The following is a 15,852-nucleotide window of genomic DNA, read 5'->3' on the forward strand; positions in this document are numbered from 1 at the left end:
TGATTATCTTGGATACTTTTTCATGAGTTTTTGAATCTCTTCAGCATGGTAACTACTACGAGTTAAAGGAGAACTAACTACTTGCATAAAGTCCAAATCTTTTTCCCCGAAAACTTTAAAATAATTAAATTTTGAAGGACTCACAAATCTTTGAACAGGTAAATGATTAGGACCAGGAGATAAATATTGGCCAATAGTAACTATGTCAACGTAATTACTCCTTAAATCCTCAAGAAGATTCAAAACCTCCTCATCTTTTTCCCCTAAACCAAGCATAAAGCCTGACTTTGTATAAACTTTAGGAGAATAATCTCTAGTTCTTTTAAGTAATTCTAGAGTTCTCTCATATTTACCCTGAGGTCTCACCTTTTTATATAACGATGGCACAGTTTCAATATTGTGGTTTAAAACATTTGGATTGGAATCAAGAACTTTTTCAAGCGCTTTCCAGTTACCACAAAAATCAGGAATTAAAAGCTCGATCGTAGTTTCAGGAGATTTTTTTCTTACTTGATAAACACATTTAAAAAATTGAGATGCACCACCATCCTCAAGATCGTCTCTATTAACTGATGTGATTACAACATGCTTAAGCTTCATTCTATAAACGGCCTCGGCTAGACGATATGGTTCTGTTGGGTCTAAATCCCTCTTAGATCTATCAAAATCAATATCGCAATATGGACATGCCCTAGTGCAGCCAGGGCCCATTATGAGGAAAGTTGCAGTTCCACTTGCAAAACATTCACCGATATTTGGACAACTTGCTTCTTGACATACAGTATTGAGATTTAAATCATTTAATAAATTTGCAGTATTACCAATTCTCTCAATTTGCGGAGCTTTTACTCTTAACCAATCAGGTTTTGAAATTAAACTATTAGGATTATTAGTCAAATTAATTCGTTCTTGCCTGTAATTTTATTTTACTAAAAACAAGATAAATTAACTATTAATAATTTCAAAGATGAAGCCAATTCAATAGCAGTCAAAAAATAAAATAAATTTCACTAATCCATCTACAATTTAGAAAATCCTAATTCAAGTTAATAGTTACACAATAGACACGTTTCATTAACTAAAATAAAAACAGAATCTAGAACTATATTTTTAATACAGATATCAGAACAGTTTAATTACAGGCCAGATAAATAGATTAATTTTATATAATTACTTTTTTTGTACTAAAAAGTGTTTTTTTATTTATTTATTGATACAGTAAAAAATATATGTAATAAAACATTGAATTTTAAATTCAAAAGAAAACGTCTTTTACTATCTAAAAAAAATAAAAACTGTAAAGCTATAGGATATGCTAGGGCTATTCATAATGAATTTGAATATTTAGAGGAGCAAATAAAAAATTTAAAAGAAGAAGGCTGCAGTGTAGTATTCTCTGAATTTGTAAGTTTAGATGAAGAAATAAAACCCCAACTAAATAAAGCGATAAATTGCTTATCTAAAGGAGATGAATTAATAATAACTAAGCTTGATCGAGCATTTAAAAATAAAAAAGAATGTTTGATGACAATAAATAAACTCATTAATAAGGATATTAAATTGAGAACTCTGACTGGATTTTTTACGGATTATGATTCCTCTAAAACAAATTCTTCAATTTTTAAGATTTTATATGAATTAGATAATTTAGAAGACAAAAGTTTAGGGGAAAGAAAAAAAGAACAACTATTACGTAGAAAATTATCTGGAAATAATCTAGGAGGAAGGCCAAAGATCAGTCCTTTAAAAGAATCTCTAGTAATCAGATTACGTAATGAGGGATATTCATATCGATCAATAAGAGCACAAACAGGAATTGCATTGTCAACAATTAGGAGAGTAATTTTGGAAGGAGAATCAAAATAAAATGAGGAATAAAGAAATTGAAAACTTAATTAAAGAAAATTTTAAAGATACAGCATTGCGTATTTATGAATTAGATAAGGAAGATAGAAAAAGTTTGTTAGCAGAATATAGAGAATGGATTATGAATGATTTAGATTTTGAAGAAGTAATGATGCTACCTTATGAAGCCTATACTGACAAATTAGATTCTAATTTCTTAGACGATTCACTTTAGTCCTCAAAAACATATCTCTTGTTAAATTCATATACTTCTTTTGCTATTAAAGGAAGGAAGGAAGTATCTTTGGAATATTTTTCTCCATTACAAAAAACGACTAATAAAGTTTGTAGAGATTGACTATTAATCCACCAAGCAGAATCATGTCTAACTTCAGACATTAATCCTGCTTTACTCCAAAGATTAATGCTTTCTGGTAATCCTGCACCTAAAAAACCATCTATTTGATTCAGAGAATCGTTTTTAAGAGCAACTTTATTTAAACTTCTTTTTAAAAAACTTCTTAAATTTAAGTCATTTTTCTGATAATCAATATGAATCATAATTTGCTCCAAAACCCTTGCTGCTGAATCAGTAGTCATTGCATTCCTATTTTTATTTTCATATCCATAAAATTCTTTTTCACGCCCAAATGGTCCATCATCCCAAGTCTTCTGACAGCAATTTATACCCATCAATTCCTCCCAATGTAAATCATGCAGCCAATCATTTATTATACTTCTTTGATATTTCCAATTTTCCCATAATTCTCCCTCAATACATGGTCCACTTGTGGTTCCAGTAAGTAAATCAATTAAAAAGCTTGTCGCATTATTACTTGAGAAAGACAACATTTTCCTCACTGCATCTATGATCTCATCGGATAATAATAAACTTCCTTTTTTAATCCAATAATATGCAGCGAGACCATAAACCAACTTGACTACGCTGGCAGGATATATCATTTTTTTATTATTAATACCATATCCAAAACCTTTAAATACGCTTTTATTTTCACTTTTGTAATTAATCCAAGTTATGGCAATATCTTCTCTTGAAAAATCTTTATTATAAGAGCATACTTTCCCTAAAATATCATTTAAGGCTAGACCCATCTCTTTATTTAAATAGTAGAAGGACATTTTATGGAAAATTATAAAGACCCTATCTCACTATTTAAACAAACTAATTTTTCAAAGACTATTTGGTGGAAATTAAAAGTTAATATTTCTGGATATCAAAATGAAAAAGAAAATAAGTTAGTGACTGAAATTTGTAAAAATAGAATTTTTAGACTACTTTACCCAAATAGTCATCAACGTACCCATAAATTTGCAAGGATTTTAGTTCAACTTTATGAAGATGGTTACGTCTGTTGGATAAATTTGGATGGATTGATTATTGAGAAATGCGAATTAAGAAAAAATGAGAATTTAAAAAATGAACACTTCTTTATAAAAGATAAAGTTCCCTTAATTATAAAATGGATACAAAAACAATCTGAGTTAAATAATGAATATCTTTGGGGAGGTACATTAGGACCCAATTATGATTGTTCCGGGTTAATTCAGACTGCTTTCTTCACGCATCATATTCATATTCCTAGAGACTCTTATCAAATAAAAAGTTTTTGTAAACACCTTTTTTATTTGACCGAATTTAACAGAAAACTTGAGCCAGGAGACCTCTTGTTCTTCGGAAAGAAACAACAATGTGATCACATTGGAATCTACAAAGGAGATGGGTTATATTACCACAGCTCCGGTAAAGAGTTTGGAAGAAATGGAATAGGATTAGATACTTTAAAAGAGACAAATCACCCAATTTCATTACATTATCAATCTAAGCTTATTTCTGCAGGAAAAGTTATTAGAGGATACAGATGGGATAGAACTATTAGATAGCAGTCTTTTAATTAAATTAAAATATAATACCTTCTTTAAATTTTCAAATTAGCCAGTAGTCCAAATATTCTGAATAAGTTGCATTAAGCTGTTCAAATGCAATGTTCCTACGAGAAGCCATGCAAAAACTGCACCACCACAGCCTCCTAGCCAAAATCCACTAGTAAAATCAGCCCAACCTGCTCTAGTAAATAAATCAACAGGAGGATTATTTACAGTAGCATCAGGAGGTTGCACATTAGGAGCTTTACCTGGGGCGTTATAAAGAACTAAAAGTGCTGTCAAAATATGAACCGCACCTATAGCAGCAAGTAATCCTGCGGTTAATGCGAAATCAGTATTTCTTAAAGGACCAGTCATAGTAAATGGACCATATAAGAGATAACCCAAAGCGGCACCAGTTTCAAGACCTCTAAAATTAGGAGAAATTCCTTCTCTGTAAAAAGGTAAATTATTTATAAAAGCTTTGGTAAAATAACCACTATTGACTGGGGTGGCTAAATTTCCAACAAATGGATCAGCAACTGTTTTAACAGCCCATTGTTCTGCTATACCAATATCTGTAGGTTGAACACTTTGATCTATATATTTTTCAGGAAATTTAGGATTGGCTCCTAATGGTGTTTTTGAATCGCTCATTTTAAAAAAAAGATAATGTGATAATAAATTGTTATTCAGTAGCTGTTATAAATCTGCCTATTAATACAATAAATACAGCAGGCGCTACCAAGCCAATCATGGGAACAAAGACCGAAGGTAGAAGATTTGAAAATTCAGATGGCATAATTCGTTTAACATCTTTAAACACTTTAGTATTTATCTGATAAATAGTGTTACTTTTATTACTGGATGATATAAAAATTATTAACTTTTTACATGTTAAATTTTTTTGCAATATTACTCATTATTTTTATTGTATTTTTACTATTAATTTTTAAAAAAAAACAGTTTAAAAATGCAATTAATTTAAAGAACTTATCTTCAAATAAAATTATAAATAATAAAAAATATATATCTAAAAAAAATGGTTTTTCTTACAAACAAGAAAATATCAGATACTCAGAATTTGAAAAAAAGGCACTAAGAAATACAATGTTTAAACTTTTTCAAAGTCATAAAGATGATAAATTAAAAGCATTAAAAATTGCAGAGAAATTAGCTGATCAATCAATATTACCTATTCTTAGAAGAGGTTTAAAAGATATTTATCCTGAGGTGATTGAAAGATCAGCTTTCTTAATAAGAAAATTCAAATAAAAATTCAATTTTTATTTGTACCACTTATTGACCTAATTCTGTAAATCGGTCGGCTTTGACTTTCATGATATGTCCTAATTAAAAGTTCGCTTAATAATCCAAAACTAAATAATTGAACGCCTGCTACTCCTAATATGAGTGCAAAAATTAGCATCGGACGATTACCTATATCCTCTCCTAAAATTTTTATAATTAGTAAATAAGATGACATTACAAAACTTATCAATATACTTATGATTCCTACGAAGCCAAATCCGTACATAGGTCGTGTCAAGAATTTAGTCATAAACCAAACAGTAAACAAGTCCATTAATACTCTGAAAGTTCTATCAATACCATATTTACTAAATCCATATTTTCGGCTTCGATGATTAACTTTCAGCTCTTTAATTTTGGCCCCTTCAATATTTGCTAAAACTGGCAAAAACCTATGCAGCTCTCCATAAAGCTTTATATCATCTATTATTTCTCTTCTGTAGGCTTTCAATGAGCAACCATAATCATGCAACTTTAAACCAGTTACATTAGCTATTAACTTATTGGCTATTCTAGAGGGAATTTTTCTTTTAATTAATTTATCTTTTCTATCAAACCTCCATCCACATATCAAATCATAGCCACTATAAATTTCTGAAATCAATTTAGGAATATCATTTGGGTCATTCTGTAAATCACCATCCAAAGTAATTACAATGTCGCCATTAGAATTATCAAAGCCAGCTGACATTGCTGCTGTTTGCCCATAATTTTTGCGAAGAGAAATCACGGACAATTCTTTAATTGTTAGAGTTAGTTGTTTTAATACTTGATGAGTATTGTCTTTAGAACCATCATTTACAACGATCAATTCGAAATTGAATTTATGAGCTGCCATTACATTTATAACTTCATCCAATAAAAAACCAATACTCTCACTTTCATTGAAGACAGGAATGATAATAGAAATTAATTGGTTTATATCTGACATATTTATTTGATAATAATTCTATAATTTTAACTTAATTTAGAACAATAAATTTAAACAAAAAAAAATCACCACAAATGTGGTGATTTGTATTATTTAAAGGAACTTTAACCGAACTTACCTGAAGTTGATGCAATTACAAATGCACCAAATGTAAGTATGTTTCCAATAGTGAAATGTGCTAAGCCAACTAATCTAGCTTGAACAATGGAAAGTGCAACTGGCTTATCTCTCCAGCCTACAAGGTTAGCTATTGGTGTGCGTTGATGTGCCCAAACTAATGTTTCTATTAATTCTTGCCAATAACCACGCCATGAAATTAGGAACATAAATCCAGTCGCCCAAACTAGATGTCCAAATAGGAACATCCATGCCCAAGGAGATAAGGAGTTAACACCAAATGGATTATATCCATTAATTAACTGTGAAGAATTGAGCCATAGATAATCTCTAAACCAACCCATTAAGTAGGTACCTGATTCATTAAATTGAGCCATATTACCTTGCCAAATTGTTAGGTGCTTCCAATGCCAGTAGAAAGTTACCCATGCCATCAGATTTAATGCCCAGAACATTGCTAGATACATAGCATCCCATGAAGAACTATCACAAGTACCTCCACGACCTGGACCATCGCAAGGGAAAGCATAACCTAAATCCTTTTTATCAGGGATTAATTTTGTACCTCTAGCATCTAATGCTCCTTTAATAAGTATTAATGCTGTGGTATGAAGTCCAAGTGCGATAGCATGATGTACTAAGAAATCTGCTGGTCCAATAGGTAAGAAAGAACTTAGAGCGTCTTGCCTATTGATTAGATCCATCCAATAGTGATTTCCTGGCATAGAATTTGCTGCAATAGTTGCAGAACTAGCAGGATCAGATAATAAAGCATCGAAGCCATACATCATTTTGCCTTGGGCAGCCTGAACAAACTGAGCAAATACAGGTTCAATTAGAATTTGTTTTTCTGGATTTCCAAAAGCTACAACTACATCATTATGAACATAGATTCCAAGAGTATGAAATCCAAGTAACATTGTTACCCAACTTAAGTGACTGATTAGTGCTTCTTTAGTTCCTAAAACCCTAGCTAAAACATTATCTTTGTTTAATTCTGGATCATAATCACGTACAAAGAAAATTGCTCCATGAGCAAAAGCTCCAACCATCAAGAACATAGCTATGTATTGATGGTGAGTATATAGAGCTGACTGTGTCGTGTAATCTCTAGCAATAAAAGCATATGAAGGAAGAGCTCCCATATGTTGAGCAACTAAAGAAGTGGCTACACCAAGAGATGCTAAAGCTAAACCTAATTGAAAGTGTAGAGAGTTATTAACTGTCTCATAAATACCATCATGACTAATACCAAAGGCACCTTTATGAGGATCATTTGGGTGTCTCGTATTATGGGCTTCAGTTATTTCTTTTAAAGTATGACCTATACCAAATGTATTCCTATACATATGACCACCAATAATTAATACACACCCTATAGCAATATGATGATGTGCAATATCAGTTAACCATAACGCCTCACTTTGAGGATGAAGACCTCCTAAGAAAGTAAATATAGCTGTTCCTGCACCTTGAGTAGTACCAAATACAGCATCTAATGAATCTGGATTTTGCGCATAAGCACCCCAATTTAAAGTAAAGAAAGGAGCCAATCCTGCAGGATGAGGAAGAACTGTTAACCAATTGTCCCATCCAACATGCTGACCTCTAGACTCAGGAATTGCGACATGAACCAAATGTCCTGTCCAAGCAATACTACTAAAACCAAATAAAACAGATAAATGATGGTTTAACTGTGCTTCAGCATTTTTAAACCAAGCAAGTGTAGGTCTGAATTTAGGCTGTAAGTGTAACCAACCAGCAAATAAAACCCAACAAGCTAAAATGCTCATAAATATTGAAGCTTGGAAAAGTTGCTCGTTAGTTCTCATACCGATTGTGTACCACCAATGGTATAAGCCTGAGTAAGCTATGTTAACTGGACCACTAGCTCCAGCTTGAGTCATTGCTTCTGTGATCCCTGTTCCAAAATGAGGGTCCCAAATTGCATGGGCAATTGGACGAACATGAGTTGGGTCAAGTACAAATTGCTCAAAATTACCCTGCCAAGCTACATGGAATAGGTTACCAGCTACCCAAAGTGCAATAATTGCAAGATGTCCAAAATGAGTTGAAAATAACTTCTGATAAAGTTTTTCTTCTGTCATTCCATCATGACTTTCAAAGTCATGAGCGGTCGCTATTCCGTACCATATTCGGCGGGTTGTCGGGTCCTGAGCTAGACCCTGGTTAAATGATGGAAATTTTGTTGCCATTGAATTAAAAAGGTGAAGTTCAGGTAATTAGCCCAGCCCGAAAAGGCGAGCATGGAAGAAAGCCCAAGTAGTTGCTATACCTCCCAGAAGGAAGTGAGCTACACCAACGGCTCTACCTTGAGTAATTGAAAGTGCTCTTGGTTGTATTGTTGGGGCAACTTTAAGCTTGTTATGAGCCCATACTATTGATTCAAATAATTCTTGCCAATAGCCTCTTCCACTGAATAGGAACATCAAACTAAACGCCCATATGAAGTGAGCTCCTAAGAACATTAATCCATACATACTAATAGCTTCACCGTAACTTGTTAGTACTTGAGATGATTGAGCCCATAGGAAATCTCTTAGCCAACCATTAATCGTGATAGCACTTTGAGAGAAGTTTCCTCCTGTCAGTCCCCACACATCACTTTGCATTTTCCAAGAAAAGTGGAATATAACTATTGATATGCAGTTATACATCCAGAAAAGAGCTAAGAATACATGATCCCAAGATGAAACCTGACAAGTACCACCTCTTCCTGGACCATCACAAGGGAATCTAAATCCAAGAGAAGCTTTATCTGGAATTAGTCTTGAACTTCTAGAGTAAAGTACTCCTTTTAGAAGAATTAATACAACTACATGTATTTGGAAAGCATGAATATGATGGATCATCAAATCAGCAGTTCCAAGTTGAATTGGTGCTATTGCAACCTTTCCACCTACTTCCACTAAACTACCGTTAAAAACTTCACTTAAAGCTTTGTGAGGTAATCCTTCCGGAGTACCAGCTAAAATTGAAGTACCTACAGCAGAAGCTTGAATACTTTGAATCCATTGAGCAAATATTGGTTGAAGTTGAATTGCATTATCACTAAACATGTCCTGAGGTCTACCTAAAGCTCTCATACTATCGTTATGAATATAAAGTCCAAAACTATGAAAACCTAGCCACATACATACCCAGTTAAGATGACTTATTAAGGCATCTCGCGCTTTTAAAATCCTATCTAAAACGTTATCAATATGTTTTGCTGGGTCATAGTCTCTAACCATCGCTATTCCAGCATGAGCACCTGCTCCAATTATAAATAAAGCTCCTATCCACATATGATGTGTGAATAAACCAAGAACAGTCATATAATCAGTCGCTATGTAAGGATATGGAGGCATCGCATACATATGATGAGAAATAAGAATGCTAAGAGAGCCTAGACATGCAAGGTTTACAGATAACTGTGCGTGTCTACTTTCAGCCATGAACTCGAAAAGACCTTGATGACCTTTTGGTGCTGGGAATAATATTGGATCTCCTTGATGAGCTTCTAATATCTCTTTCATACTTGAACCAATTCCATAGTTAGTTCTATATAAATGACCTCCAATTATCGCAATTACACCAAAAGCTAAATGATGATGTGCAATATCAGTCATCCATAAACTTCCAGTAACAGGATTCAAACCACCCTTAAAAGTTAAGAAATCTGAGAAAGCGAACCAATTAAGACTAAAGAAATTACCAACTCCACTAGCTAGACCAGGGAAAATCTGACCAATGATTTGAGGATCGCAAAGCTGATGAGGCATTGGCATATCAGCAATGGTAGCGATCTTTTGACCATTGATAACTAAAGGTGATCCAGCGTCAATTGCATCAAGAAGTGCAGCAGTTGGCGCTCCAATATGAATACAATGTCCAGCCCAAGCTAGTGATCCAAGCCCAACCAAACCTGCAATATGGTGATTAAGCATTGACTCAATATTTTGGAACCATTCCAATTTTGGAGCCGCCTTATGATAATGGTATATGCCTCCATGAAGCATAAGAGCAGCCATTATTACTGCACCAATAGCAAGAGCCATTAACTCACTTTCGTTAGTAATACCCCAAGCTCTCCACATATGAAAAATTCCAGAGCTTATTTGAATACCGTTGTAGTCAGCACCAAGATTACCGTTTAGCATCTCTTGGCCAACAACAGCCCAAACTTGCTGAGCGCCTGGTTTAACATGAGTTGGATCAGCTAACCAACCTGTGTAATTTGAAAATCTTGCTCCATGGAAAAAAGCAGCACTCATCCATATAAAAATGATTGCAAGATGTCCAAAGTGAGCTGAAAAGATTTTTCTTGATGCTTCTTCAGCATCGCCTGTATGCACATCAAAATCATGTGCATCTGCATGCAAATTCCAGATCCAAGTTGTAGTTTTTGGACCCTTAGATAATTTAGAAGACCAGAAACCTGGCTTATCTAATTTGGCAAAATCAATAGGTCTTGGATCGGCCTTGACAGGGTCTTCCAAAACTTTCTTGTTTTTTTCTCCACTTTCTGGTGGGCTGATGGTCATCTAGCACCTCGAAAATAATTGACATTAAAGCCGATTGATCAAATCTTGAACTTATTTTTAATAATAATGTTCAAGAAAACGAAATCATTCGGAACTTTAGATATTCGTTTCAAAAATAATAAGCCAAAGATCTTTCGTTATGCATTAACGTAACAAATGTTCTAATGATTGTTACTATATGAATATTTTGTTAAATTCTTTTCTATGCAAGAGTTGTGAGTATTTTTACCCAAACCTTATAAAAATTTCTTTATGTTTATTTTATATTTGACGCGAAATTTTTGAAATAGATTGTAGAGTATATTTTCAACATAACAAATAATAGTTTCTAATTTGGAAGGAATCGCAATAGGTCTATCTAGTAATTCAATAGAAATTTTAAAAAGACTTCAAAAAACCGAATTCGTTAAAGAAATATATTTAGCAAGCTCTTCAAAAAATGATGTAATAGGCAATGAACATATCAAAGAACAAAAGCCTAGAGAAATCTTACTTGAAAAATGGCAGGAACTAGATTTAATAATTTTTATAGGCTCAATTGGTGCATCAATACGTATAATCAATTCTTTTTTAACCTCTAAAGATCAAGATCCTGGCGTAATCGTAATAGATAGAAAATGTTCTAAGATAGTTCCATTAATTGGTTTACATCATTCAAATACTCGAAATATAGCATTTCAGATTTGTAATTTATTTGGGGGACAAATAATAGAAACTAATAATTCAAATGATCAAAGCTTCTTAAATCTTGATTCATTTGGTAATCAATGGGGATGGAAAAGATCTGGAAAAATACAAAACTGGTCAAAACTAGTAATAAAACAAGCCAAGAACGAAGAAATCTTTTGCAAACAATTATCTGGTAATAGTTTATGGAAAACTTCAGAAGCAGGAGAGATTATTAATCAAATTTTTGAAAAGGAAACTGAAAAACCAGATTCAACCTTTCATGTGAGTATATTCCAAAATCATGAAAACACTTGGCATCCGCCCGTATTATGGATTGGAATTGGTTGTGAGAGAAATACCAGCAAAGAATTAATAGCAAATTCTTTAAAGAATTTTTTGCAGTCAAGTAATTTAGCACAGCATTCAATTGCTGGATTTGCAACTATTGATATTAAAAAAGATGAGAAAGGAATTATAGAAATTGCTGAAGAAAATAACTTGCCTATCAAGTTTTTTACTAAAGAAGATCTTTCAAAAATAATAGTTCCAAATCCATCAAGTTTAGTGCAAAAGGAAATTGGTACATCTTCTGTAGCAGAAGCTTCTTGCTTACTCGCAGCAGGAGAAGAATCTAAATTATTAAAAGAAAAAAGTATTTTTAAAGATAAAGATTTTCCCTCAAGTAAATCTGGAGCAGTAACTATCGCTATAGCAGAAGCAAAAAATCAATATTATCCAGCCAATGGTGAAATTCATATTATTGGAAGTGGGCCTGGCGATATCTCTTTCCTAACCAATAATACAAGAAAAGCACTTTCAAGATGTGCTGTTTGGATTGGATACAAAATGTATTTAGATTTAATTAAACCCTTAAAAAGAAGTGACCAGGTTTTTATTGAAAGTAAACTTACTGAGGAAAAAGAAAGATGCATCAAAGCGATTAAACTAGCTGAGCAAGGAATAAAAGTGGCTTTAATTTCGTCAGGGGAATCTGGATTTTATGGCATGGCTGGTCTACTTTTAGAATTACTTCAAAGAATCAAAAAAGAATATAGACCTTACTTTGAAGTACATCCTGGTATAAGTAGTGTTCAATTAGCTGCAGCACTTAGTGGCGCACCACTAATGAATGACTTTTGTTCAATAAGCTTAAGTGATAAGTTAACTCCTTGGTGTGTAATAGAAAAAAGAATTGAAGGAGCTCTTCTAGGTGACTTTGTAATAGCTTTATTTAATCCTCAATCAATTGAAAGAAATTGGCAGCTAAAAAGTGCAATTGATCTATGTTTAAAATCTAGGCAACGGGATACTCCCGTTTTAATAGCTAGACAGGTAGGGCGAACAAATCAAAGCAAAAAGTTTTTTACTTTAAACACCATTCCTTTAAAAGAAATCGATATGTTATCAATAGTCATTATTGGAAATTCTCAAACTACGTTAATAGATGATATATTTCTTACCCCCAGAGGATATTTGCAAAATTAACATAAGATACTTCATTCTTAATGAAGAATATTTTTCTTTGCTTTTTTTTAATAAGAATACTAATCTTTTATAAAAAGAGTGAAAAAATTCATTGAAAAATCTTGGTTTAATTTTATTTGATATAGATGGTGTAATCCGCAGCGTAGAGAAAAGTTACAGACTTTCCCTAAAAAAAACAGTTTACAAATTTTCTGGATGGGAGCCAGGTTATATAGATATTGATAGTGCAAAAAATGAAGGAATCTGGAATAATGATTGGGATTTAAGTTTAGAGCTTATAAAAAGGTATATAAGAAAAGAGAACTTAAGCCTTGAAATACCTTTAAGAGAAGAAATAGTTAAATGTTTTGAAGAGTTGTATTTCGGGGGAGATCCTAATAAAGATAGTAAGTATTGGTCTGGATTCATAACCAATGAAGATTTATTAGTTGATAAAAAGTTTTTTGATTTATTACAAAGCAATGGCATTATTTGGGGTTTTGTAAGTGGTGCAGAGTCCGCTTCTGCAAAATTTGTTTTAGAAAAAAGAATTGGATTAGAATCACCTCCGTTAATAGCTATGGAAGATGCCCCTTCCAAGCCTGATCCTAAAGGTTTTATTGACTTATCAAAAAAGCTTCTTGGAGATAAACTTGGCCAATCAAATATTCCCATTGCATATGTAGGTGATACTATTGCAGATATAAATACAGTTATTAACGCTAGGGGAAAAATACCATCTCAGAAATTCATAAGTATTGGGATAGCTCCCCCTCATTTACATTTAAAATCTCGATTAAAAGAACGTAATTCATACGAAACAAACTTAAGGAATGCAGGAGCTGACTTGATTTTAAATTCTATAAATGAACTAAAAGATATTAATCTTAAACTATTTTAAAAATTTAAAAATTAAAAGATTTCTCAATTGATTACGGAGAGAGATTTATTAGGATTCAGTTTAAATAGCATTTTATAGCACGCAAAAAAAACCTGTTTAGTAGCTGAAATGGGTTTTCTCCCCAACATTCTCCACAACAAAATTACAAAATAACTTTTCCAACATAGATCAGATTAGTCTTTATATTTGTTTAATCCCTTTTCAAATCTTAATTAATAACTAATTGAAAAAATTCAGAACTAATAAAACGGAGAGGGAGGGATTCGAACCCTCGACAAAAGTTACCTCCTGTAACTCCTTAGCAGGGAGCCGCTTTCAACCACTCAGCCACCTCTCCAGTTCTTATACATTATCAATTTTTTTGCAAACATTCAAAATTTTTTATTTAATCGAAATGTCTAATCAACTTGAACTCTTGGTAATCTATTTTTAAAAGAACAAATAATTTCCCAAGTAATAGTATTAGACTCCCTTGCCCAATCAAGAGGAGAAATTGTTTTTTCTCCATCAGATCCTAGTAATATCATCGTACTGCCAATTTTAATTTCATTTGAACCTGTTATGTCCACCATCATTTGATCCATAGTTATAGATCCAACTTGAGGGTAAAGTTTTTTATTATGAATAACTTTTATCTTTCCTGAAAGATTTCTAGGGACTCCATCTGCATAACCAATACTTAGTACAGCCAACTTAGTTTTTCTAGTACTTACAAATTTTCCACCGTAACTTACACTTACACCTTGATCAATAATTCTTATAAAAGCTACTTTGACCTTCAAAAATAAAGCTGGTTGAAGATATAAATTTTTATCTATTTTTGCTAGAGGACTATATCCATACATAGAAAGTCCTACACGTACCATATGAAAATGAAAATCTTTATTAAGAAGCATACCTGCAGAATTAGCTAAATGAATCTTGATATTCCGATTTCTATCAACGTTAATTTGCTTTAATAATTCCTGAAACTTCTGCCTTTGTAATTGCGCACTACTTTGAGGATCTAATGAGTTAATATCATCTGCAGATGATAGATGACTATATATACCTTCTATAGAAATATTTTCAAAAGATTTTATTTTCTCAAATTGCTCAACAAATTTTTTTTCGTCAAATCCTAATCTTGACATTCCAGTATCAACTTTAAGATGTAAAGAAAATTTCAACCCAAAGTGCTTCCCAATATTATTGCAAATTAAACATTCTCTTATACTACTGATAGTTGGCATAAGATCATTTTTAAATGAAATTATTAAGTCTCTTTTCGAATATAGATTTCCAAGTATAAGAATTGGTTTTTTAACGCCAAAAGAACGAAGCTTAATCCCTTCTTTTAAAGTTGCCACTCCTAATTGAGAGGCTCCACCCTTGATAGCATAATGAGATACTAATTTTGCATCATGTCCATATCCATCTGCTTTAACAACTGCCATAAATTGACAACTTTTACTTAATTTTGATCTTAACTGTCTTACATTTGTTTCTAGTGCTTTACCTCTAATTTCAATCCATGCTCTTTGTTTTGGATCTACATCTTTTTCAAAAGGTGGATATTTATCAAAATTAAGTGGCTGATTTGTTTGCCGAATTTGCATTAACTTTGCACAATTATATGCGCTAATTGAAATATACAGTTAGCATGACATGTAAATTGTATTTTGGCATGGGCCAGACTCTAGTTTTAAATGCATCTTATGAGCCTTTAAACATCACTTCTTGGAGAAGAGCGGTTATTTTGATGATCAAAGGTAAAGCAGAAAGCTTAGAGGAAGATAAATCTTTTTCAATACATTGTGGCAGAAAACTACCTACAGTTATAAGACTCCGTTACTACGTAAAAGTACCTTTTAGGGAGGTTTCTTTAACAAGAAAAAATATTCTTCTAAGAGATAATAATTCTTGCCAATACTGTAACTATAGAGGAAGTGATTTATCAATAGATCATGTTTTACCGAGAAGCAGAGGAGGGACTGATAACTGGGAAAATGTTACTACAGCATGTCTGAGATGTAATGTACAAAAAGGTAACCGTACCCCAGAAGAAGCAAATATGGCTTTAAAACGAAAGCCTTACCGACCACTAAGTAATCTTAATTTTGAGGCCACAAGACAAATTGACTCTGGCAGACATAAAGAATGGAGTAAATACGTAATAGGTCTTGCAATCTAATAAAAATAAA

Annotated in this window: 15 protein-coding genes and 1 tRNA gene; 7 read left to right on the forward strand and 9 right to left on the reverse strand. The window is 32.6% G+C overall.

Features of this window, described 5'->3' with window-relative positions:
• Positions 1-3: 3 nt before the first annotated feature.
• Complete coding sequence (gene lipA / locus HA143_RS08645) at positions 4-897, reverse strand: lipoyl synthase (RefSeq protein ID WP_209086169.1); 894 nt, start codon at positions 895-897, stop codon at positions 4-6.
• A 345-nt stretch (positions 898-1,242) separates the two neighbouring features.
• Between lipA and HA143_RS08650 the strand changes: the two genes are divergently transcribed.
• Together HA143_RS08650 and HA143_RS08655 are read left to right on the forward strand one after the other, a co-directional pair.
• Positions 1,243-1,866 (forward strand): recombinase family protein, encoded by a 624-nt coding sequence (locus HA143_RS08650; RefSeq protein WP_245210921.1) that lies wholly within the window; start codon positions 1,243-1,245, stop codon positions 1,864-1,866.
• A 1-nt stretch (position 1,867) separates the two neighbouring features.
• Positions 1,868-2,080 (forward strand): hypothetical protein, encoded by a 213-nt coding sequence (locus HA143_RS08655; RefSeq protein WP_209086175.1) that lies wholly within the window; start codon positions 1,868-1,870, stop codon positions 2,078-2,080.
• Here the strand turns inward: HA143_RS08655 and HA143_RS08660 are convergent.
• A complete protein-coding gene (locus tag HA143_RS08660) occupies positions 2,077-2,985 on the reverse strand; it encodes a serine hydrolase (protein ID WP_209086179.1) in 909 nt (302 codons plus the stop codon). The genes HA143_RS08655 and HA143_RS08660 overlap by 4 nt on opposite strands.
• Positions 2,986-2,988: 3 nt before the next feature.
• Here HA143_RS08660 and HA143_RS08665 point away from each other — a divergent pair, with 3 nt between their 5' ends.
• On the forward strand, positions 2,989-3,747 hold the full coding sequence (locus HA143_RS08665; RefSeq protein WP_209086182.1) for a C40 family peptidase: 759 nt from the start codon (positions 2,989-2,991) through the stop codon (positions 3,745-3,747).
• A 48-nt stretch (positions 3,748-3,795) separates the two neighbouring features.
• Here the strand turns inward: HA143_RS08665 and HA143_RS08670 are convergent, their stop codons facing one another.
• Both HA143_RS08670 and HA143_RS08675 read right to left on the reverse strand, forming a co-directional pair.
• Complete coding sequence (locus HA143_RS08670) at positions 3,796-4,386, reverse strand: photosystem I reaction center protein subunit XI (RefSeq protein WP_209086184.1); 591 nt, start codon at positions 4,384-4,386, stop codon at positions 3,796-3,798.
• A gap of 31 nt (positions 4,387-4,417) precedes the next feature.
• Positions 4,418-4,531, reverse strand: coding sequence for a photosystem I reaction center subunit VIII (locus HA143_RS08675; protein ID WP_072014682.1), 114 nt, complete (start codon positions 4,529-4,531; stop codon positions 4,418-4,420).
• A 92-nt stretch (positions 4,532-4,623) separates the two neighbouring features.
• Between HA143_RS08675 and HA143_RS08680 the strand changes: the two genes are divergently transcribed.
• A complete protein-coding gene (locus tag HA143_RS08680; protein WP_209086186.1) occupies positions 4,624-5,004 on the forward strand; it encodes an annexin in 381 nt (126 codons plus the stop codon).
• 4 nt (positions 5,005-5,008) lie between these two features.
• Here HA143_RS08680 and HA143_RS08685 read toward each other — a convergent pair whose 3' ends face one another.
• The 3 genes from HA143_RS08685 to psaA all read right to left on the reverse strand — a co-directional run bounded on the left by HA143_RS08685 (position 5,009) and on the right by psaA (position 10,635).
• Positions 5,009-5,971, reverse strand: coding sequence for a glycosyltransferase family 2 protein (locus tag HA143_RS08685; protein WP_209086188.1), 963 nt, complete (start codon positions 5,969-5,971; stop codon positions 5,009-5,011).
• Between the two features lie 104 nt (positions 5,972-6,075).
• Positions 6,076-8,304: a photosystem I core protein PsaB gene (gene psaB, locus HA143_RS08690; protein WP_209086190.1), complete on the reverse strand. Its 2,229-nt coding sequence runs from the start codon at positions 8,302-8,304 to the stop codon at positions 6,076-6,078.
• Positions 8,305-8,331: 27 nt separating this feature from the next.
• Positions 8,332-10,635 carry a photosystem I core protein PsaA gene (gene psaA, locus HA143_RS08695; RefSeq protein WP_209086192.1) on the reverse strand — a complete coding sequence of 768 codons (2,304 nt, stop codon included), beginning with the start codon at positions 10,633-10,635 and terminating at the stop codon, positions 8,332-8,334.
• A 333-nt stretch (positions 10,636-10,968) separates the two neighbouring features.
• Here psaA and cobJ point away from each other — a divergent pair, with 333 nt between their 5' ends.
• Positions 10,969-12,789, forward strand: coding sequence for a precorrin-3B C(17)-methyltransferase (cobJ, locus tag HA143_RS08700; RefSeq protein WP_209086194.1), 1,821 nt, complete (start codon positions 10,969-10,971; stop codon positions 12,787-12,789).
• A gap of 91 nt (positions 12,790-12,880) precedes the next feature.
• A complete protein-coding gene (locus HA143_RS08705; protein ID WP_209086197.1) occupies positions 12,881-13,669 on the forward strand; it encodes a TIGR01548 family HAD-type hydrolase in 789 nt (262 codons plus the stop codon).
• 248 nt (positions 13,670-13,917) lie between these two features.
• Here HA143_RS08705 and HA143_RS08710 read toward each other — a convergent pair.
• A tRNA-Ser gene (locus HA143_RS08710) sits at positions 13,918-14,006 on the reverse strand.
• 61 nt (positions 14,007-14,067) lie between these two features.
• The gene (gene alr, locus HA143_RS08715) at positions 14,068-15,267 is read right to left on the reverse strand and encodes an alanine racemase (protein ID WP_209086199.1); all 1,200 of its coding nucleotides are present in this window, start codon (positions 15,265-15,267) and stop codon (positions 14,068-14,070) included.
• 68 nt (positions 15,268-15,335) lie between these two features.
• Here alr and HA143_RS08720 point away from each other — a divergent pair, with 68 nt between their 5' ends.
• Positions 15,336-15,842 carry an HNH endonuclease gene (locus tag HA143_RS08720; RefSeq protein WP_209086201.1) on the forward strand — a complete coding sequence of 169 codons (507 nt, stop codon included), beginning with the start codon at positions 15,336-15,338 and terminating at the stop codon, positions 15,840-15,842.
• The last annotated feature ends 10 nt before the right edge of the window (positions 15,843-15,852 follow it).

Source organism: Prochlorococcus marinus CUG1415 (assembly GCF_017696015.1).
GTDB classification, from domain to species: domain Bacteria; phylum Cyanobacteriota; class Cyanobacteriia; order PCC-6307; family Cyanobiaceae; genus Prochlorococcus_A; species Prochlorococcus_A marinus_AE.

Excerpts from the sequence above, each read along its gene's own strand:
- HA143_RS08655 (WP_209086175.1), top strand. The coding sequence starts at position 1,868 with ATGAGGAATAAAGAAATTGAAAACTTAATTAAAGAAAATTTTAAAGAT.
- HA143_RS08660 (WP_209086179.1), bottom strand. The coding sequence starts at position 2,985 with ATGTCCTTCTACTATTTAAATAAAGAGATGGGTCTAGCCTTAAATGAT.
- HA143_RS08665 (WP_209086182.1), top strand. The coding sequence starts at position 2,989 with ATGGAAAATTATAAAGACCCTATCTCACTATTTAAACAAACTAATTTT.
- HA143_RS08670 (WP_209086184.1), bottom strand. The coding sequence starts at position 4,386 with ATGAGCGATTCAAAAACACCATTAGGAGCCAATCCTAAATTTCCTGAA.
- HA143_RS08675 (WP_072014682.1), bottom strand. The coding sequence starts at position 4,531 with ATGCCATCTGAATTTTCAAATCTTCTACCTTCGGTCTTTGTTCCCATG.
- HA143_RS08680 (WP_209086186.1), top strand. The coding sequence starts at position 4,624 with ATGTTAAATTTTTTTGCAATATTACTCATTATTTTTATTGTATTTTTA.
- HA143_RS08685 (WP_209086188.1), bottom strand. The coding sequence starts at position 5,971 with ATGTCAGATATAAACCAATTAATTTCTATTATCATTCCTGTCTTCAAT.
- psaB (WP_209086190.1), bottom strand. The coding sequence starts at position 8,304 with ATGGCAACAAAATTTCCATCATTTAACCAGGGTCTAGCTCAGGACCCG.
- psaA (WP_209086192.1), bottom strand. The coding sequence starts at position 10,635 with ATGACCATCAGCCCACCAGAAAGTGGAGAAAAAAACAAGAAAGTTTTG.
- alr (WP_209086199.1), bottom strand. The coding sequence starts at position 15,267 with ATGCAAATTCGGCAAACAAATCAGCCACTTAATTTTGATAAATATCCA.
- HA143_RS08720 (WP_209086201.1), top strand. The coding sequence starts at position 15,336 with ATGGGCCAGACTCTAGTTTTAAATGCATCTTATGAGCCTTTAAACATC.